The organism is Flavobacterium sp. LC2016-01, assembly GCF_009711135.1.
Classification (GTDB): Bacteria; Bacteroidota; Bacteroidia; order Flavobacteriales; family Flavobacteriaceae; genus Flavobacterium.
This window is the reverse complement of record NZ_WMIC01000009.1, coordinates 132,782-153,197: the sequence shown is the minus strand read 5'-3', so window position 1 is coordinate 153,197 and position 20,416 is coordinate 132,782. Positions and strand designations below refer to the sequence as shown.

The 20,416-nt window shown below is 30.1% G+C and carries 17 protein-coding genes; all 17 read right to left on the bottom strand.

Translation table 11 applies throughout. The features are described from left to right. Positions 1 to 2: 2 nt before the first annotated feature. Genes GKZ88_RS18235 through GKZ88_RS18155 form a run of 17 tightly spaced genes read right to left on the bottom strand, consistent with a single transcriptional unit; the run spans position 3 to position 20,413 of the window. Positions 3 to 974, bottom strand: coding sequence for a GHMP kinase (locus GKZ88_RS18235; protein ID WP_155103743.1), 972 nt, complete (start codon positions 972 to 974; stop codon positions 3 to 5). Next, a complete protein-coding gene (locus GKZ88_RS18230) occupies positions 964 to 2,265 on the bottom strand; it encodes an HAD-IIIA family hydrolase (RefSeq protein WP_155103742.1) in 1,302 nt (433 codons plus the stop codon). The genes GKZ88_RS18235 and GKZ88_RS18230 overlap by 11 nt, the downstream gene beginning before the upstream one ends. A gap of 3 nt (positions 2,266 to 2,268) precedes the next feature. After that, positions 2,269 to 3,216: an NAD-dependent epimerase/dehydratase family protein gene (locus GKZ88_RS18225; RefSeq protein WP_155103741.1), complete on the bottom strand. Its 948-nt coding sequence runs from the start codon at positions 3,214 to 3,216 to the stop codon at positions 2,269 to 2,271. Positions 3,217 to 3,243: 27 nt separating this feature from the next. Continuing rightward, the gene (locus GKZ88_RS18220; protein ID WP_155103740.1) at positions 3,244 to 4,140 is read right to left on the bottom strand and encodes a glycosyltransferase family 2 protein; all 897 of its coding nucleotides are present in this window, start codon (positions 4,138 to 4,140) and stop codon (positions 3,244 to 3,246) included. Between the two features lie 53 nt (positions 4,141 to 4,193). Then, the gene (locus GKZ88_RS18215) at positions 4,194 to 5,414 is read right to left on the bottom strand and encodes an EpsG family protein (protein ID WP_155103739.1); all 1,221 of its coding nucleotides are present in this window, start codon (positions 5,412 to 5,414) and stop codon (positions 4,194 to 4,196) included. 1 nt (position 5,415) lies between these two features. Further along, positions 5,416 to 6,483, bottom strand: a complete 1,068-nt coding sequence (locus GKZ88_RS18210; protein WP_155103738.1) for a hypothetical protein — start codon at positions 6,481 to 6,483, stop codon at positions 5,416 to 5,418. 10 nt (positions 6,484 to 6,493) lie between these two features. Further along, positions 6,494 to 7,603 (bottom strand): UDP-N-acetylglucosamine 2-epimerase (non-hydrolyzing), encoded by a 1,110-nt coding sequence (wecB, locus tag GKZ88_RS18205; protein WP_155103737.1) that lies wholly within the window; start codon positions 7,601 to 7,603, stop codon positions 6,494 to 6,496. After that, positions 7,600 to 8,631 (bottom strand): glycosyltransferase, encoded by a 1,032-nt coding sequence (locus GKZ88_RS18200; RefSeq protein WP_155103736.1) that lies wholly within the window; start codon positions 8,629 to 8,631, stop codon positions 7,600 to 7,602. Before GKZ88_RS18200 ends, wecB begins: the two co-directional genes overlap by 4 nt. Then, a complete protein-coding gene (locus GKZ88_RS18195) occupies positions 8,619 to 9,983 on the bottom strand; it encodes a hypothetical protein (protein WP_196216494.1) in 1,365 nt (454 codons plus the stop codon). The genes GKZ88_RS18200 and GKZ88_RS18195 overlap by 13 nt, the downstream gene beginning before the upstream one ends. Before the next feature lies 1 nt (position 9,984). Beyond that, complete coding sequence (gene rfbH / locus GKZ88_RS18190) at positions 9,985 to 11,289, bottom strand: lipopolysaccharide biosynthesis protein RfbH (RefSeq protein ID WP_155103735.1); 1,305 nt, start codon at positions 11,287 to 11,289, stop codon at positions 9,985 to 9,987. A gap of 34 nt (positions 11,290 to 11,323) precedes the next feature. Continuing rightward, on the bottom strand, positions 11,324 to 13,042 hold the full coding sequence (locus GKZ88_RS18185; protein WP_155103734.1) for a thiamine pyrophosphate-binding protein: 1,719 nt from the start codon (positions 13,040 to 13,042) through the stop codon (positions 11,324 to 11,326). Positions 13,043 to 13,046: 4 nt separating this feature from the next. Continuing rightward, entirely contained in the window at positions 13,047 to 13,955 is a 909-nt protein-coding gene (locus GKZ88_RS18180) for an NAD(P)-dependent oxidoreductase (protein WP_155103733.1), read from the bottom strand. After that, a complete protein-coding gene (gene rfbG, locus GKZ88_RS18175; RefSeq protein ID WP_155103732.1) occupies positions 13,948 to 15,039 on the bottom strand; it encodes a CDP-glucose 4,6-dehydratase in 1,092 nt (363 codons plus the stop codon). The genes GKZ88_RS18180 and rfbG overlap by 8 nt, the downstream gene beginning before the upstream one ends. Next, a complete protein-coding gene (gene rfbF, locus GKZ88_RS18170; protein WP_155103731.1) occupies positions 15,033 to 15,809 on the bottom strand; it encodes a glucose-1-phosphate cytidylyltransferase in 777 nt (258 codons plus the stop codon). The genes rfbG and rfbF overlap by 7 nt, the downstream gene beginning before the upstream one ends. Before the next feature lie 29 nt (positions 15,810 to 15,838). Then, on the bottom strand, positions 15,839 to 16,867 hold the full coding sequence (locus tag GKZ88_RS18165; RefSeq protein WP_155103730.1) for a ferredoxin--NADP reductase: 1,029 nt from the start codon (positions 16,865 to 16,867) through the stop codon (positions 15,839 to 15,841). A gap of 21 nt (positions 16,868 to 16,888) precedes the next feature. Continuing rightward, positions 16,889 to 17,962: a Wzz/FepE/Etk N-terminal domain-containing protein gene (locus GKZ88_RS18160; RefSeq protein ID WP_155103729.1), complete on the bottom strand. Its 1,074-nt coding sequence runs from the start codon at positions 17,960 to 17,962 to the stop codon at positions 16,889 to 16,891. A gap of 6 nt (positions 17,963 to 17,968) precedes the next feature. Continuing rightward, positions 17,969 to 20,413, bottom strand: a complete 2,445-nt coding sequence (locus tag GKZ88_RS18155; protein WP_155103728.1) for an SLBB domain-containing protein — start codon at positions 20,411 to 20,413, stop codon at positions 17,969 to 17,971. Positions 20,414 to 20,416 lie beyond the last annotated feature (3 nt).

Sequence of the window (20,416 nt, the reverse complement as noted above, 5' to 3'; positions counted from 1 at the left end):
AGTTAAAATATTATACTTGTTCCTGTATTATCAAATTTAAATTGTAATTCATAAAGATCGCTCAATGCTGATCTTACCGCTTGTTGTTTAGATTCCTCAACATAAAAAAGCAAAAATCCTCCACCACCTGCTCCTAATAATTTTCCGCCTACAGCTCCAGCTCTAATAGCTTTTTCGTAAAATATGTCAATATCTTTATTAGAAATATTAGAAGCTAGTTCTTTCTTATACATCCATCCAGTATGCAAAATCTCTCCCATTGATTCTATATTATTAGACAGAAGTTCTTTCTTTAGATCATGGGCAAGACCTACCATTTTATGCAAATTATCTACTTTTTTATGATCCGATTTTGTATTTTCCTTTTGCTCAGTCAGTATCGAAGATGCTTTTCTAGTATTACCTAAATAAAACATCAATAAATAATTCTCTAATAGATCATATTTATTCTGATTCATTTTTACTCGCTCAACAATAACTTTTTCATTTTCTCTAAACTCAATGAAGTTTAATCCACCTAAGGCACAAGCATATTGATCTTGTTTCCCTATAGGTTCATGAAGTTTATCTATTTCAATTATGCAAGCTAGTTCTGCGATCATTTCTCGAGAAAGATATTTTCCCTGATATGCATTACATAAACTAATCAGTCCTGAAGTAAAAGCTGACGAAGACCCCAAACCTGTCCCTGAAGGAATATCTGCACTTGAATTGAAATCAACACCTTTTATATCAAAATCTTCAAAAACTTTTCTAATGATTCTATGTTGTATTTGATCTAGCCTATCTACTAATTCTATATTAGAATATTTCAAAAGATACTTATCATCATTAAAATAAGGATGCATAGAAAGATAAACATATTTATCAATTGATACACTTAATACAGCACCGCCATGATTCTGATAATATTCTTTTAAGTCACTGCCTCCCCCGGCAAAACTTATTCTAAATGGTGTTCTACTAATTATCATTCATTTCCAAAATTTGACTGACTGCATCATACAAATCAATTGCAATTGCGTCAGGTTTAACATTATATTTTTTATCACTTCCAGCATGTCCTGTCTTTACCAACACGGTTTTAACATTTGCATTAATTCCTGTTTGAACATCTATTGTTGTATCTCCAATAAAATAAGATTTAGATAGATCAATATTAAATTCTTTTACTGCTTTCTCGATCATCCCTATATTAGGTTTTCTACATTCACATTTAATTTTCAAAGAAATGATTTCACCCTCAAATCCAGCTTCTGGGTGATGCGGACAATAGTAAATTTTATTAACATAAGCCCTTTCATGGCCTATTTCAGTCTCCAGTTTTTTATGTATTTCGCTAAGCTCTAATTCTGACAAAAATCCTTTTGCAATCATAGGCTGATTAGTTATTACGATTGCTAAAAATTTAGAATTATTAATTTTCTTTATAGCTTCAGAAACTCGTGGAAGCAATTTAAAGTCATTGATATTTCTTAAATTATCGACCTCTTCGTTAATTACCCCATCTCTATCTAGAAAGATTGCTGGTCTCTTAAATTTCTTATTAAACGAGGCCACTTTTCCACTTATAACTGCATTTTCAACTAGGGTAAGGCGATCAGGAGTTCCAAGGTCTTTTATATACTCAGGAGTATTATAAGCTCTTATTTTGTGAATTCCTTTATGCAAAATTGCAGGAAAAATATCTTTCCCAAAATCAGATAATTCGCCTTTATTTATATACTGAAAAATATCAGGATGAAAGATATAAGTAGCAGCGTTTACATTATTACTATAAAACAAGTTTTCTTCATGTGGCTTAGAAAGAAATTTATTTACATAACCGTGTTCATTGGTTTCTACTAAGTCACTATCATAAGGATGATCATTAGGATGGACAATGATTGAGGCAATCGAATTAGCCTCGCTGTCAAATTGAATAAATGAGTCTATATCAAAATCCATCATGACATCTCCATATAAAACCAAGAAACGATCACTAATTAAGCCTTCTAACTCTTTAACTGCACCTGAAGTTCCTAGAGGAATATCCTCTACGATATAACTAATATTTACACCAAATTTATGTCCGTCACCAAAATAATTTTCAATTACATTTCCCAAGTGTCCAGTTAATAGAATCACATCTTTAATTCCGTAACGTTTCAATAATTCAATTTGATGCAACAACAAAGGCTTTCCCGCTACATTAACCATAGGTTTTGGAACATCAGTTAGCCCTAAACGAGTACCTTTTCCTCCTGCTAGTATGACAGCTTTCATACTTTATTTTTTTATCTGGTTAACAATACTTCTAATAGATAGCCTAACTGCTTCATCAGAAGTATTCTTTGCTTTCCAGCCTAAATCATGAATTTTATCTAAGCTATAGGAGAAAAAAGGCACATCTCCAACCCAGCCTCTATCTCCTCCTGTAAATCTTATTTCTCTCAATTCATTCATTTCTTCTAGTACAATTTTTGCAATATCTTTAACTTTAGTACTGCTGTCCACACCAATATTGAAATAATTAAATTTTTCACTTGAATTTGTCCAAACAAAATTTATTGCTTCTACTAAATCTCTTACATATACATAGGGCTTATTTTGTTCACCATTGCCAAGAACCTCAAGATATATTGGGTTATCGTTAATTTTTTTAACAAAGTCAAAAAGAATACCATGTGTTGTTCTTTCTCCAACAACATTTGGAAATCTTATTATCCAAGTTTGAATTCCGTAATTTGCAGAAAAAGAAGAAATAAATGCTTCAGATGCAAGCTTTCCAGCGCCGTAATGAGATACCGGAAAAAGTGGGCCAAAATCTTCATTTAGTGTTTCAATAGTATCACCATAAATAGCAGATGTCGATGCAAATACCAGCTGTTTAACCTCATGAACTCGCATAGAATTTAAAACCTTGAATGTTGTCAAAAATGTATTATTTAAATCTACGCTTGGATCATTATAACTTTTTGCAATATCAGAATTAGCTGCCAAATGAAAAACCACATCAAATTTACCTTCTACAAAAACCGAGTTAAGCTCAGTATCATTAAGTATGTCTATTTCGTAAAACTTAAATTTGGCATTAGGAATTAAATGTTCTATATTTTTAATACGCCCTAAAGATAAATTATCCACAACGGAAACATAATTTTTTTCGTCATTTAATAATTGATCACAAAGATGACTTCCAATAAAACCAGCACCGCCAGTAACTAAAATATTCATATATATATATTTATATTAAATTATAATTTATCCTTTTACACTCAAACCCGCTTTTATTCCTCTAAGAATATTCTTTAAATAAAGCTTTCTAGGCGAAACAAATGTAGGATAATAAAGTATTTTTATCAAATATTTAAATCCATTATTAATTTTCCAATATAAGGGCACATATTGTCTCTTACATAAATAAAAGTAATTTCTAAATTGATAAAAAACTCTAAAAGGAGAAGTAATTGCAATCCGGATTCCAAATATTTTTCTATCTCCTTCACCAAGCATATGCTGTAATTTTGCATTATTAGACATTGCACAAACATACCCCTTCGAGTTAGCTCGCCAACACCATTCATGGTCAACCCCATCAATAAATAAAGACTCATCCATTAAACCAACATCTTCAAAAATAGCTAAATCAATTAAACTGCCTGAACTAATTAACTCACTAACTTTTATAATATTTTGACAATCATCAAAAAACGGATAGTTTTTTTTGATTCTAGATGAATAAGGTGCTTGCGTCTGAATATTAATTGGGACAGGTCCTATTGCACCTACTTTACATCCTTTATTAGATAAAAATATAAAATCATGCTTTAAATGGTAAACCATATCGCTAAAAGGAATACTATCTTGATCCATGATCAAAACAAAGTTTGATTTTTTATTTAATGCCTTATGTATTCCTATATTTTGAGCCTTAGCTATTCCCAAATTCTCACCTAGAAAATAATACTCAATCGAGAAATCTTTAAAAAAAGATAAAAATTCTCCAGTTTCTAAATTTATAGGACTATTGTCAATTAAAATCACATTACCAACCTGAGTAATCAGTGAAAGTAAGCTTTTTTTGAGATTTGATAAATCAGGATTATATAAAACAACAACCGCAGATACATCTGCATTAAAGTTTACTGATTTTTCCATTTTACTAATTTTTCAATTTCTATAACTAAAAAGTTATTTTTAACTCGCATATATTATTCTTTATTTTCGATTACCTTATCTTCATAATAATCCCCAACTTTTATTTTAACCCGATTATATTTTTCTAGAATAAATTTTTCATCTTGATCATCGACAAACAAATAATTGAAATAAGGTGAATATGTTAACCTCACAGTTTCATCCATCATTGAAAGATTAAATCGTAAAATCGCATAGGTTATATAAAAACTTACCGCAATGATTTGAGGTTTTGGCTTTAGCAATTTACTAGAGAATGAAAAGAGAAACGCTATTCCAAAGTTAAAGAAGAAAACAAATCTAGCTTCAACCACTTTAATTTCAGAAAAAAAGACAGATACGTAAGCATAAGCAAGAAAAAATAATATCATTACTTTTTGTGACTTAGACAGACTTTGTAATTTATCATAATTAAATATTAGAATAAGGGCAAGTAAAGAATATACTAAGGTAAATATTCCAAATTTATTGGGATATCCAAATAATCCAATGTAAATTTTAATTTTATCAAAAACGTAATTACCTGAAATAAAAGAAAAAAGATCCAAAATCAATGAGATACATTTAACTCCAAACAAATAACCAAAAAAATAAACAATTAAAGTTATCACTAACAACCGCTTACTTAAATCAATCTTAAAAAAAAAGTATAGGGGAATAAATAATAATGCACTTGAATGAAAACTTCCAGCGATTAAGCAGATTAAAGCATATTTTATGAAAGATTTGTTGACATACTCAAGTGCAAATAAAAAAACATAAAATGCCAAAGCTTGTCTAATAATATCAAACTCTGTAAATAAATTAAAAGAGTAATACATTAAATAGAACATAAATTTATTCTCAACATTATTTATCCTCAAAAACCTAACGAATGAGTATATATTAAATGCCGATATTATAAATACTAAAAATTGAAATTGTCCTACTAAAGTTTTTATTAACGATACTAAAAACTTAAATCCTAATTCAAAAAACTCTTCGCTATAAAATTCAATTGCAAGTTTTGACTTAAATAAAACTACATCAATTGTTTCTACTTTATCAAAAAAAGTTTTGTATTCAACCCAGTCAGTTCCTATTTTATATCTTAACCCAATAAAAAACAACAATCCAAAAGGCACTAACCTTTCGATAACTTTCAAGTTCTCTTTAACTATTTGCTCTTTAAAATCAATCGACTGAAAAAAGGAAAATAAACCTAGGGATCCATAGAACAAATAGTATGCAATCATATTATAATATTAACTCTTTAATATTATAATTCTCTTTTAAAAGTCCTTCAGCAATTGCAGTATTTTTACCACTTTTTACAGGACATAAATCATTACTTACATCTGAAATAAAAATGTATTCATAACCAAACTTATTAAAATCACCAATATCAATTAATTTAACAATTGGTACTATACCAAAATATAAATACTCAATTAATTTTGTTGGCATTGCAACTCGGTTCAAAATGTGATCATCTCTAAGAATGTAACCATAATGAGAAATAGAATAGTATTTGGAAAGTTCTTTTGGAGACACACTAAAAACTAAAATTTGTTTTCTTTTTGACTCGTTACAGCGATCTAAAATTATTTTGTTGACAGCATTTATTTCATTAGTTAAAATTATGAATTTATAATTTACATTATTTAACTTGTTAATGGAATCAATAACCATATCAAAATTTTGCCATTTTTGAATATTGCCGGAATAAATAAAAACAATATTATTTTCTAAAATTCCAATTTCACTTTTAAAAGCGTCAATATCAAAATCGTTATCTTGAGCAAAAACATTTTTTGTCAGTATTGGACAGACATAATTTTCCTTCTTAGCTAACTTTTTGTATTTGTTTAAGTAATAATCTTTCATAGTTGTATTTACATAGATCATAACACTAACAGTATTTATTAATCTACGTTCAATTATTGAAAAAAACCAACTTAAAATATTTCGATTATAAAACTCTAATTCTTCGGGAACTACGCCATGTAAATCAATAACTAGCTTTTTATTTTTCATGCTAAATAATGCAATCCAAATATAGTTCCATAGCGAATGCACATAAATTACCGTATTCTTATTTATTAACTTACAAATTTTAAAAAAATGAAAAAATAGATTTAATTCAATAATATTTAAATTACCCAAAAGCTTATTTGAGTAAGATAAATTTTTTGTTAAGGATATATATAAATAAGTTCTTTCAACATTCTCAAAGAAAGCATCAACATTTGCTATCCGTTGCATCATACCATCCTTAAGGTCAATCTCATTTGGATATCTTGAAACAAACAAAATTTTATTCATTTTATTCTAATTATTGTATACATTCTATAATTTTTGCACAAGTAGATCCATCACCATATGGATTATGAACCAAAGACATTCTTTGATACTCTTTCGGATTATCTAACAAATATTTTGCTTCAAATAATATTTTATCAATATTAGTTCCCACTAATTTTACTGTTCCTGCCTCAACAGCTTCTGGTCTTTCTGTAGTATCTCGCATTACCAAAACAGGTTTTCCAAGACTTGGTGCCTCTTCTTGAACACCTCCACTGTCAGTTATTATAATTTTAGCTTTTTTCATAAGCCAGACAAAAGCAGGATAAGCAAGAGGCTCAATCAAATGAATAGATTCCGTATCTTTTAAAATAGAATGAACAGGATCAATTACGTTAGGGTTAAGATGTACAGGATAAATAATCTGAACATTTCGTTCTGCCGCTAATTGTTTTAATGCTTTACAAATATTGATAAAGCCATCTCCAAAATTTTCTCTCCTATGTCCAGTAACTAAAACTAAATCTTTTGAATTATCAATAATGGATTTTAAAAAATTTATTTGTGAATCATTAATTAACTCAACTTTATCTTTTGCATATAAAAGTGCATCGATAACAGTATTTCCAGTTACAAAAACAGAATTTTCAAGAGTACCTTCACTTAATAAATTCTCTTTTGATTGATAAGTTGGAGCAAAATGTATATCTGCTAATCTGCCAGTTAATTGTCTATTCATTTCTTCAGGAAAAGGCGACAATTTATTATACGTACGTAGGCCTGCTTCAACATGACAAACCTTTACACCTGCATAAAATGATGCAAGGGCAGCAGCAGTAGAAGTAGTGGTATCACCATGTACAAAGGTATAAAAAGGCGTAAATTGTTCAAAGACTGTTTTTAAACCTAAAATAACATCTGCCGTTAATTGTGATAAATTTTGACCTGGACGCATTAAATTTAAATCATAATCTGGTATAATATCAAAAAAATCTAAAACTTGATCTAACATTTGTCTATGTTGAGCTGTTACACAAACCTTAACATCAAATCTATCAGTATGTTTTTGAAATTCTTTTACTAACGGAGCCATTTTAATTGCTTCCGGTCTAGTTCCAAAAACTATGAGTATTTTAATCATTTATTTATAGTTATAAATTCAACATTTTTTTTCTTCTTAAATAAAATAATTTTTCTCAGTATTGCAGAATATATTTTAAATATTGGCCATATTATTTTTAGTAATTTTTCAGGCATTATTATTACTGGATACACAAAAAATAAATAAACAAATAATTCTTTCTTTGTATTATATTCTAATTTAAAAGAACTTAATCTATCAGTAAAACTGTGATTTTGAGTTTTAATTCTATAAATCCAGCCAGGAAAACATTCCATAAATAGCCTGCAATTTATCATCTCAGATAGCTGTGCTTGTTTCGAATTTAAACAAACCTTTCTAAAGATATCATTGATATTTTTCCCAAACACTTTCAATACACTAAATCCCCCACTATTTTCTGGTTCAACACTCACAAGTGGAGCCTTATGAACAATATTATATGTTGATTCAAATGCCGCTGTCAAAAAAAGTGGAAGCTGAACTAAATTAGTACCTAAGTAAGAATCAAAATTTATATTCTTTATAAATTTTGAGTTAACTACATTGCCAGAAATAAAAGTTACATTATGGCTAATCTTTTCAAAAAAATCTATATAATCTTTAAATAATAATATTTCACTATTACTAAGATTATCCATCTCGTCAACACTATCTAGTAATTTCCAATTCAGATAAAAAACACCAATATCTTCATATTTATTCAAAACATTCAATATTTGAACAATTGAGCCTTTATTAAATATATCATCATCCCCAAAAGCTACAACATATTTCCCCTTAGCTTGTGTATAACACTGAGCGATATTAAAATCTGCACCTTTATTTATCTCATTTTTTATATATCTAATTGCCAATCCGTTATCGATGTATTTTTGAACTATTAATGACGTATCATCATCTGAACAATTATCTGAAACAATTATTTCAATCGGAAAGTCGAATCCATTTACCTGAACATCTATATAATACAACGCTTTATCTAAAAACTTTGATCTATTATAAGTAGGTATTGCTATTGTTAAAAGCGGTTTTTCTATGAATGCCATAATCTCTTTTTTGTTTTAAAAATCATATAAGTCCATATAAATGCCACCATAGTTAATACCATATATCCTAGAGTCATTCCTATTACTCCAAAGAATTTACCCAAAACCAAAGTCGACAAGCAAGATAAAACACCTATAACTACACTTTGTAACAACATCGGTTCTTTTTTATGACAACGCAAGTAAGTAGCCCATGAGGCAATTATATGATTTAAAAAAACCGGTATACTCATAAATAACAGTGGCAGAAAAGATAAAAACCTATTTCCAAAATTTTTACCATCGATTTTTAAATCAAAATATCTCAATAAAAAAACTATAATAAAAAAACAAAATAATGCTAATGCATTCAATGCTGAAGATTGAATCAACGTTTTATAAAATAAATTATCTAATTCTTTATAGCTCTTTTTTGCTATCAAACTTGAAAAAAAAGGAATTTTTGTTGAAACCCAACTCAAAGTGAACATCAAGATAGAATTTAAAATCACTAATGTCATTCCCATTTGTCCAGCAACACTAGGGCCTTCTGTAGCAAAAAGAACGGGATTAAACAATTGAAATATAAAGTAACCACTAATCCAACTCAAGGCTATTTTCCACTGAAAAGGAAAAATTTCTAATCTATAATTCACTTTAAAAACATCAATTTTATTCCAAATGAATAGCAATGTTTTTTTTGTATCTCCCAAAAAAATCCAGATTGGAATGACAGTAAAAGAGACTATTGAAGCTAATGGGCTAGAAAATAATTTAAATCCAAATTGAAAGAAAAGAATAATAAACGAGAGTTGAATCAACTGTTGTACTAATCTTATCCTTGCAATTTCTTTTACCCTTCCTAGTCCCTCAAGATAGGCTAAAATGGGAGAAAGCATTAACGACAGAGAGGTTGTAATTGAAAGTATTAACCAAGGAACTTGCCACTCAACAATATTGTCATTTTTGCCGAATTTATTAAAAAAACAATATCCAGCAATCAGCAAACCTAAAAATAATAAAACAGCAATTACAGCGAACCATCTTACTGTAAAACGCAATAGAGAAGCCAATCGTGAACTTGATTCAATTGGCCCTCTAAAACTTGTTTTATCATTCCAAATCAAATTGGCATTTTCGTGTGCCACAAATTGTGTAAGAATATTTGAAAGACCTAATTCAAAAAAAATCTGGATAGCTAATATACTACCAAACGTATAGTAATAGCCTTGCTCAATCTTTGTAAGACATTTTGCGACAAAAATTAAAGTGATTATGCCACCACCAGCTTGAATTAATCTTGAAAGTATTGTAAAAGCGATAGCTCCATCAATACCAATTATAGCAGAGCTCTTTTTTAATAATTTAATCACTCTACGAATTTAAATAGTCACGAATCACATCAGCTATATAATCATAGTGACTTTCATTCAAACCAGGCCAAACACCTAACCAAAATGATTGATTCATGATAATGTCGGTATTAGTCAAATCACCTACAACACGGTGCTCTATATTAGCATAAGCAGGTTGTCTTAACAAATTCCCTCCAAACAGTAACCGAGTTCCAATTTTATTTTTTTCTAGATGTTGTACTAACATATGGCGATCATTTGCATCACCTTCTCTAAGCGTCAACAGAAACCCGAACCAAGATGGTTCTGAATTTGGAGTAGGTTCTGGTAAAACAAAAACTTCCTCAAATTCTTTCATACGCTCATATAAAGCCGCATAATTTTCTTTACGACGCTCTACAAATTGATCGATTTTTTTAATTTGTGAAACTCCAAAAGCAGCCTGCATATCAGTTACTTTTAAATTAAAACCAATATGAGAGTATGTATATTTATGATCATATCCATAAGGCAATGTCCCTAATTGCTGACCAAAACGGCAACCACAAGTATCGTCTTTTCCTGGTTCGCAATAACAATCACGTCCCCAATCACGAAAACTTTCTGCCAATTTTGATAAAACTGGATTGTTTATTAAAACTGCTCCACCTTCGCCCATTGTGATGTGATGTGCTGGATAAAATGAAAATGTTGAAATATCTCCAAAAGTTCCAGTTTTCTTTCCATTATAAGTTGCTCCTAAAGAATCACAATCATCTTCGACTACCCATAAATTATATTTTTTGGCAACACGCATTACTTCATCTAAGTCAAACGGATTGCCAAGCGAATGAGCTATCATAATTGCTTTTGTTTTAGGGCTTACCGCCGCCTCAATCATATCTGCTTTCACATTGTGTGTTGCGATATCCACATCAATAAAAACTGGAATAGCTCCAAATTGAATTATAGGATTAATCGTTGTTGGAAAACCAGCTGCTACAGTAATTACCTCGTCACCTGGCTTGATCGCTCTTTCTCCTAACTTCGGAGAAGTTAAAGCATAAAAGGCCACCAAATTAGCAGAAGATCCTGAATTTACCAAAAGCGATCTATGAGCACCAAAATAAGCAGCAAAATCTGCTTCAAATTTGTTAGCAAAACGACCTGCAGTTAACCAACCATCAAGAGCTGCATCAACTCCCATTAAAATATCTTCTTCATCTAATACTTTTCCAGTAACGGGAATGTAATTTTCTCCAGCAACAATAACTTGAGTTGATTTTTTCTTTGCAATTTCTCTTAAACTATTTAATAGAGAATCTTCTTTTAAATTTTGTAACATATAAGTCTATCTTTAACAATAATTTTAATTAATATTAAGTGGCTTCCATTGCTATTGGTTTAGCAAATGGTTCCATTTCAGTAATTGGTCTGCCAAAAGCAATTTTCGGATAAGTATTAGTATGAGGATCAATCATGACTTGCAATAATTGTGGTTTATCTGCATTTTCACTATTCCAAAACCAATCTATAGCATCCTCAATTTCAATTGGATTTTCAATTGTTTTTGCATCTATTCCATAAGCTATAGCAACTTTAGCAAAATCAGGAGCGTCATATCCCCAATAGGTAGACTGATAACGAGATTCAAAATAACTATCTTGAAATTGCCTAATCATGCCTAAAGTCTTATTATTCAAAACAACAATTTTTAAAGGCAATTTATTCCTAACAATAGTTTGCAATTCTTGAATATTAATCTGCATACACCCATCGCCTACTAAAACAACAACTGGCTCTTTATTTAAAGCAATGCTTGCTCCAATACCAGCTGGCAATGAAAATCCCATAGCTCCCATTCCTCCAGAAGTCAAAAAATGTTGATCCTTATAAAGTTCTAAAGATTGTGCGGCCCACATTTGGTGACTTCCAACATCTGCCAAATATGACTTTGCTTTTTTAGATTTGCTAGAAAGCAAATGCATAAAAACATTTGGGTTTATGCCTTTTGGATCTAATTCTTTTATATCTGGCCAAGTTTTCCTCAGGTCATTAATGTGATTGAGCCATTCTTGGTTTAAAATAAAAGAACTATTAATGGTATGTATCTTAAATTCATTAAAAAAGGATTTTAAATCTGTTACAATAGCCTCACAGCCTTTAACACGATTATTAATTTCTCCTTTTTCACAATCAATATGATAAATTTTTCTATTCTCAATAAATTTAGCATCAGCTCCTGTCTGCCTAATATCGAGACGACTCCCTAAAACAATTAATAAATCACATTCTCCAAATGCAATATTTGCCCATCTATTACCGTAACTTCCAATAAATCCCACTCGTTGAGAATTGTCATATTGAATAGTATCTAAACCTAAAAGGGTCGTAATCACTGGTATTTGGGTTTTTAAAATAAATTCGTCAAATAATTCTTGACTCTTACTTGCTTTAATTCCTCGTCCAGATAATATCAAAGGCTTTTTAGCCTTATTAATATCTTCTATTAAACTTTTAAAAATATTAGAATCTATCTTTGAAAATTCCAAAGGTTCAGTACCAATAATCGTATTCTCAATTTGAGTACGTTGGACATCCATCGGAATATCAATAAGAACTGGACCAGGTCTACCTTCTAAAGCAATCTTAAAAGCATTTTCAAAAATAGCTGGAATATCATTAGGATCATTTACATGGAAACAAGCCTTAGTAATAGGTTTGGCCATAGAAAAAATATCTGTTTCTTGAAAACCTAATTGTCTGATCTCTCTATCACCTTTTAATTCATGTCTATTTACTTGGCCTGTTATAAAAACTGCAGGAGTTGAGTCAAAAAAACAACTTCCTATTCCAGTCAATAAATTAGTTGCACCAGGTCCTGACGTTGCTAGAGCAATACCAGGCAAACCAGTGATTCTAGCATACCCCTCTGCAGCAAATGCGGCAGCTTGTTCATGATGCATTGTAATGATATTGATACTTGTTTTTTGATTTAAAGAGTCTAGAATATGAGTTATCATTCCGCCTGATAATTCAAAAACACTTTTAATTCCTTTTTTTTCTAAAAACTCTGCAATAAAGTCAGATGCTTTCATAATTTTATTTTTTTAAATAATAATTTAAAGTATTTTGCAAAGCAATATTATAACTAGAAAATTGAATTTTTCCAATTTGGGTGCTCAATTTTGACATATCACCTTCCATATGCATTGATTGTCCAGGTCTATAACTTAAAGCTCCAAAATTTAAACTAAATTCTGGATTAACGATGTTTTTTATATCTTCAATAAGAGATCTTATGGTTCTAATTTCATTGGAGGAAATATTATAAACGCCAGAATTCAAATCTTTTTGAACAATTTCTTTCATTATTTCAGTAAAATCTTTTACATATAGATAAGCATATTTCTGCTCTCCTAAAGTAAAATCCATCTCATTTTTATTTAACATTGAGTTTACTAAAGATGGGATTAACCAATTTGAATTTTCCTTTTCGCCAAATACCGAAAATAATCTAAGCCAGACCCAATTTATATTATTTATACGCGAAAAACTTTTTAAAATTTCCAAACAAGCTAATTTAGTAGCTGCATATGCGTTTAAAGCATTTGATTCATAATCTTCAGATATTTTACTATTTATAATACCATATTCAGCTTGTGAACCTAAAAATATTATTTTTTTTACTTGTAAAATTTTAGCAACTTCTAATAATTCAACAAAAAAAGTAACATTTTTAATTTGTTCAATCCAATTATCTCTATCCTTTGATTCAACACCAATCCATGCGGCATGGATAATTGTATCAAAAGAATAATTGTTTAGAATTTCTAGTGATCCATTATCAGGAATATCTACCCAAACTACTCTATCTTTAAATTCTTCACACCTCCATAAATTAGAACTTTCACGCTTTAATCCAATTACATTAATATTATTAGCAATTAAACTTTCAGCAATATGAGAACCCAAAAAGCCCGTAATTCCTGTAATTAAGATATTACGCATTTAGAAATAATTTAACTTGAGTTTCTGTAAATAAATTAATATTTTCTTTTTTAGTAACAAATTGATTGTACCAATCCATCGTCATACTAACAGCTTTAGTAGCATTCAATTTTGGTGCCCATTTTAATTCATTTATAACTTTACTAATATCAAGTTTCAACAATCCGGCTTCATGAGGCTGATTTTCTTCTATTTCCACCTTATATTCTCCTTTACCCCAACTTTGAATAGCTAACTTTAACATCTCTTCTACTGGAAGAGCATCAGATAAATGCGGTCCAAAATTATACGCTTGACTAAATTGTAGTGGATCTGTAGATAAACTAGCTCCTAATAATAAATATCCCATCACTGGTTCTAAAACATGTTGCCATGGTCTGACTGATTTGGGATTTCTTATAATTACAGCTTTATTATCTGCAAAAGCTTTTGCTATATCAGGAATCAAACGATCCTTTGACCAATCTCCTCCTCCAATAACATTCCCTGCTCTTCCAACAGCAATCGCTTTTTTATGAAAATCATAAGATTTAATATTAAAAAAAGAATTTCTATAAGAATCTATAACCAATTCTGCGCAAGCCTTACTTGCACTATAGGGATCATAACCTCCTAATCTATCATTTTCGCGATAAGGATATATCCATTCGTTATTATGATAAACTTTATCGGTTGTTATTAGTATCACATCACATTTTTTTTCTAACAAGCGAACTGCATCTAAAACATTAGCTGTACCAATAACATTAACCTCAAAAGTTTCTGCAGGTATATCATACGACAAACGAACTAATGGCTGTGCTGCAAGATGAAAAACATAATCAGGTTGAAAGTCTATGATCTCTTTTTCTAAACGCTTTTTATCTCTTAAATCAGCAATTACAGAATCACATATATTATCTCCATCTATAAGACAAAACAAATCATCTTTGGTTTGAGGTTCAAGGGCATAGCCTTTTACTTCAGCTCCTAATAAAGACAAAGTTTTTAACATCCAAGCACCTTTGAAACCAGTATGACCTGTCAAAAAGATCTTTTTACCATCATAGGATGCCTTTAATTTTTCAAATAATGAAACTACCATGTTTTCCATTTTGCATTTCCAGAATTCCACATTGCTTCCAATTCCACTCTATCTCTAAGAGCATCCATACATTTCCAAAATCCAGTGTGCTTGTAAGCAGCCAATTGTTGATCTTTAGCAATAGCTCCCAAAGGCTCCTTTTCCCATTGAATGTCGTCAACATCATTTTCAAGATACTTAAAAATCCCTGGTTCTAAAACAAAAAAACCACCATTGATCCACATTCCATCACCAGCTGGTTTTTCAATAAAACTATCAACCTCGCCTTCGTTTCCAATTTCTAAATTTCCAAAACGTCCAGGTACCTGAACACTTGTTAAAGTTGCTAATCTACCGTGTGATTTATGAAATTTAAGCAATTGAGATAAATCCACATCCGCAACACCATCACCATATGTTAGCATAAAAGTCTCATCTTTAACATATTTCTGAATACGTTTCAATCTTCCTGCTGTATTTGTATGCAAACCAGTATCTATCAATGTCACTTTGAAAGATTCTGTTTCTGAATAATGAACATTAATATTATTATTGGCTAATTCGATTGTTACATCCGAATTATGCAAATAATAATTATAAAAATATTCCTTAATAAAAGTCGCTTTATATCCTAAACAAATAACAAATTCATTGTAACCATGTTGCTCATACATTTTTAATATATGCCACAATATAGGTTTTCCACCAATCTCTACCATCGGCTTTGGTCTAGCTTCGGTTTCTTCCATAAGTCGTGTTCCAAAACCACCTGCAAAAATTACTACTTTCATTATTATATTTTATCTATGATTATTGTTTTTTATATCTCAACATAAACATTATTTGTCATGGGGTAACTACAACATAATAAATATTCATTTTCATTTAAGTCCGTTCTCGGTTTACTTAAACCAATCATTTTAATTTCTCCTGATTTAATAGTTGCTTTACAAGTACTGCAATTTCCCGTTTGACATGAATAAGGTAATTCTAAACCCATTTCCAATGCATCCTCTAATATCGAATTTCCTTTCTTTATGGTAATTTTATTTTCATTTCCTTGAAAATTTAATATAATATCTTGATTAAATATATTTTTAAAATCTTCAGGATTTTTAACAATTTCAAAATCTTCAGAAAAAAAATTATCCAAATTTCCTATTAAAGACAACAATGATTCCTTAATTGTATTTTTTAATCCAATAGGTCCACAAATATAATGTCTTGTAGGCTGATCAATTTTTTTAATTAAGTTACTCACAAAATCTGAATTAATTCTTCCTTTAAAATTATGAGATTCATCATCAAAAAAATCTTCTTTTGAGTAAAAATAATATATCTTAAAACGGTCTGAATAGGCAGCTCTAAGTTTCTCTAATCCATCATGAAAAATTACTGAATGTTTAGATTTATTACCATAGACTAGATGAATTTTTATTAAAGAATCAAAAGCTAACAAATACTTAATCATTGAAAACAAAGGTGTTATACCACTTCCTACTCCCCAAAAAACAACTGATTTTAACTTTTCATCTGATTCAAATGTAAACTCACCTAATGGCTCTTGCACTTCAATCACATCGTCAACTTTTACATAATCATTGATATAGTTAGATACAATACCTTTGGGTACGCGTTTAACAGTTACATCAAGCGATGAGTCTACTAAAGGAGTAGAGGAAAACGAATAAGGTCGGATATATCTTCGTCCATTGATTCTAAATTGGAGTGTTAGATATTGACCAGCTAAATACTTAATTTTTTTTAATCCTGGTTGTTTAAAACATAAAGTAACAGTATCATCAGTTTCTCTTCTAACTTCTTGAACTTTTAAGGTGTAATTTTTCATTTTATTATTACAATCAGAAAATTATTTCATAATTTCTTTAACCACTTTCTTAAAAATCAAAAATAGAGTAGTTAAAAACCCAGCTAAAATAGCTCCCATTATAATTCCTTTTAATTTGCCAAAACGTTCTTTTGCTAATGGTAGAATTGGCCTATCAATTACTTGAATCAATGGTGTCTCTTTACGCAAAGTTACTTTTGCTAATTCTGATTGTTTAACCAGTTCTGTTAAAATTGCTGTATTTGCTTGTACATCTATTTGTCTTCTTGCCGATGGGGCGCGACGAACATTAAGAGCTGGATTTAGCATAAAGGTATTATCATTAGCCACTGCTACTCCGGTAATAGCACTATTTAATTCTGCACGAATAGAATCTGTTTGCTTTTGCAAAATTTCCATATTCATACGAGCTTTTTTACTTTTTGTAGCAACGTAGAAATTCCCAACTTGTTTGGCAAGTGCTTCACAAAAATAAAGTGAAAACAATTCATTCTTTGAAGAAACATCCATACTAATTATTGAAATTTTTTTATCTTTCTGAGCAACTGATAAAGACTCTTTGGACAAATTTTTATAAATTACTCCTAATATACTATCATGCACTCTGCTAAATAATTTTCTATTTGCGTTTGGCAAAAATTGAATTTTATTCAGTTTTGCTTCATCCTTCCATTTTTCTCTCCAATCGTTATCTTGAATATACATTTCTGCTAAAGAAATTATCTTACCATTAACAATTACTGGACTTAATAAAGTTTTTTCTACCATCGTACGGGACTTAAATAATTCAGTCAAATTTGAACCTGTAAAAATACTTCCTCCACCACTGCCTAAATCTAACCCTAATGTACTAGCCAAACCTAATGCACTACCTAGTCCGCCGCCACTAGACTTATCATCTTCTAATGCAAAAGACAATGTAGCAGTATACACAGGCTTTTTTAATATCGAATACGTTAATCCTAATGATGCACCAATTATTCCAACACATAAAAAAAGTTTCCACTGAGAAAGTAAATAAGAAAACCACTCTTGTCCCTTAAGTAGTAAATCTTTTAACGAAATCTCATTATTTGTAATAATTTTATTATCCATCAACAATTATTTAAAAGCTGTAACAATTAACAAAGCCAAACTAGTCAACACACTACCAATACTAACCCATTCTCCAGTACTCATTCTTTTAGTTTCTGGCTTTTCAGGAACTACAATTTGCGAATCTGGTTCAACTTTGGGATACGATCTAAAAAACAGAAATGACTGAGTCACAGACGCCTTACCATTAGGATAAATAATATATGCCTTCTTTTTCCATCCTTTATTGTCAACACCTCCAACAGCATTTATATAATATTTGAACCCTTTTCCACTTCTATATGGAATTTCAGAAGTTAATAATACATTTCCAGTAACTTTTACACCTTCATTATAAACAGCTACTTCAATTTCATCACCTGGAAATAAAGTAACATTTGAATAGTGATTTTTATCTTTAACTATTTTTTCCCAATTGACCGGAATTGTAGCAAATTTTAAATCTTCCTTTAATTTTTTAGCAAGTTTTTCTTTAAGAGTATCATTTTTCGCCAGATTCAAATCAACACTTTCAATTTTCTCAATCTGTTCTTGCTTAATTGGCCTTTTTATTTTCATCCCGTCCAAGTTTGCAATTGAAGTTAATCCTCCAGCTCGCATAACCACATTATAAACAGTTTCTTTTTTATTGGCTAAAACATATTTTCCTGGATAACCAACTGCTCCGCTCACTGTCACCATTTGAGGCTTTTCATAAACTGCCATTTTACGGATATTAATAACATCAAAAGGTTTTAGAATGAAATTTTTAACCTGTTCGTTATTATCTGCAGTAATTTCAAGTTCGACCAACTCAACACGTTTTGGATCTGCATCGTCTATTACATCAGATTTCACCATTCTTGCAATTTCAACTCTTTTTGATGCTGAACCTGTTAATCCACCAACTTGTACAACCAAATCGTTTAATGTAAGATTTTCAAAATATTCGTACTCTCCAGGATTTTTAACTTCTCCATCAATAGTAACTTTATACTCTTCTCTAAAATCTAAAATTGAATATACCGTTACAATATCTTCTCTCTTTAATTCAATGTCAGCATTTAAATCACCTGATAAAGCACTTGCTAAATCAACATTTACAATTTCAGTAGTTAAATCTGTTTTTAAACGAATGATTCTTGCTCTCTTTGTGTAGGCATCTTCTTTAAGTCCTTCAGCTCTAGTTATAAGATCAGAAATTCGCATTCCTTCATTATAAGAATAATAATCTGGCCTAAAGACAGCACCTTCAATTTTGATACGGTTTTCAAAACGATTTAAAATTTTAGTAATTTTAAAAACATCTCCTGACTGCGGTACATATGTATTATATTCACTTTCGTTGATATCATGAACTTTAAATTCTTTTCCTGTTTTTTGTAAAACATTTACAGATGCTGTATAAGCAAACTCATTAAATCCAGAAGCAAAATTTAATAAATCAGAGAATTTTTCTCCTTTTTTCATTTCAAAAATCCCTGGACGTTTTACTTCTCCTTCTACAACCACTCTTTGACTGTAAGCTGGAATTCGAATTACATCATTGTCTTTTAGACTAACATTATCAGATTGATCTCCTTTAACTAAAAATCTATAGATGTCAATATTTCGATAAACTTTATTATTTCTAATTAATTCAATATTTCTATAACTGCCATTTTTTCCTGGTCCTCCAGCTAAATGCAATGCATTATAAACTGTTGCTAAAGATGATATAGAATAGTTTCCAGGCTGTTTTCCGCCAACAATTGTTACTTTGATAGTACGAATTTGACTTAAACTGACACTAACTTGAGATTGACCAGATCTTACCGTACTATAAACGCGAGCAATTGCAGCTTTTATTTTTTGAGTCGCAGCTTCAATAGACATTCCTGACACTGCAATTTGTCCAACATAATCTATTGTTATTTTTCCTTCAACACTTACCGGAATATTTGCATTATACTCTTGAACTCCATAAACACTTACTTGTAATTCGTCACCTGGGCCCAAAACATAATTCATTGGAGTTGCCAATTTTAAATCGGGTTCAAAATTTAAAGTCGGATTGTCAAATAATTCAGATCCGAAAATTAAAGCATTAACAGAATCCTTAACTTTATCATTTTTGATTTTTTCTTGTTTTCTGCCAAATTCAGAATCTTTCTCTGTTTTTTTTTCTTTACTCTCTTTGTCAGGATTTTTAGCAGGATCTTTAGACTGTTTCTTTTCGTATTCAGTAAGTTTGACTCTTAATTTATTAAACTCCATCTGACTCATTCCTTTTGACAAAGCCATTGGCTCAACCTGATCCAGCGTTGCATTATTGCTTTTTAATTGTGCACTGATTTTTGCAAGATCATCATCTGACAAATAATCAACTTTTACTGTGCTTAAATCTTTAGATTTCAATAAATCTTGAGCATGCACATTAAAAGACATCATCAAAATAAAAAATAGAGTAAGAACGTAAGTTATTTTTTTCATACT

Coding starts and splice junctions, on each gene's coding strand:
- GKZ88_RS18185 (WP_155103734.1), bottom strand. CDS start 13,042: ATGAAAGCATCTGACTTTATTGCAGAGTTTTTAGAAAAAAAAGGAATT.
- GKZ88_RS18160 (WP_155103729.1), bottom strand. CDS start 17,962: ATGGATAATAAAATTATTACAAATAATGAGATTTCGTTAAAAGATTTA.
- GKZ88_RS18180 (WP_155103733.1), bottom strand. CDS start 13,955: ATGCGTAATATCTTAATTACAGGAATTACGGGCTTTTTGGGTTCTCAT.
- GKZ88_RS18200 (WP_155103736.1), bottom strand. CDS start 8,631: ATGGCATTCATAGAAAAACCGCTTTTAACAATAGCAATACCTACTTAT.
- wecB (WP_155103737.1), bottom strand. CDS start 7,603: ATGATTAAAATACTCATAGTTTTTGGAACTAGACCGGAAGCAATTAAA.
- rfbF (WP_155103731.1), bottom strand. CDS start 15,809: ATGAAAGTAGTAATTTTTGCAGGTGGTTTTGGAACACGACTTATGGAA.
- rfbG (WP_155103732.1), bottom strand. CDS start 15,039: ATGGTAGTTTCATTATTTGAAAAATTAAAGGCATCCTATGATGGTAAA.
- GKZ88_RS18215 (WP_155103739.1), bottom strand. CDS start 5,414: ATGATTGCATACTATTTGTTCTATGGATCCCTAGGTTTATTTTCCTTT.
- GKZ88_RS18210 (WP_155103738.1), bottom strand. CDS start 6,483: ATGAATAAAATTTTGTTTGTTTCAAGATATCCAAATGAGATTGACCTT.
- GKZ88_RS18220 (WP_155103740.1), bottom strand. CDS start 4,140: ATGGAAAAATCAGTAAACTTTAATGCAGATGTATCTGCGGTTGTTGTT.
- GKZ88_RS18235 (WP_155103743.1), bottom strand. CDS start 974: ATGATAATTAGTAGAACACCATTTAGAATAAGTTTTGCCGGGGGAGGC.
- GKZ88_RS18155 (WP_155103728.1), bottom strand. CDS start 20,413: ATGAAAAAAATAACTTACGTTCTTACTCTATTTTTTATTTTGATGATG.
- GKZ88_RS18225 (WP_155103741.1), bottom strand. CDS start 3,216: ATGAATATTTTAGTTACTGGCGGTGCTGGTTTTATTGGAAGTCATCTT.
- GKZ88_RS18230 (WP_155103742.1), bottom strand. CDS start 2,265: ATGAAAGCTGTCATACTAGCAGGAGGAAAAGGTACTCGTTTAGGGCTA.
- GKZ88_RS18165 (WP_155103730.1), bottom strand. CDS start 16,867: ATGAAAAATTACACCTTAAAAGTTCAAGAAGTTAGAAGAGAAACTGAT.
- rfbH (WP_155103735.1), bottom strand. CDS start 11,289: ATGTTACAAAATTTAAAAGAAGATTCTCTATTAAATAGTTTAAGAGAA.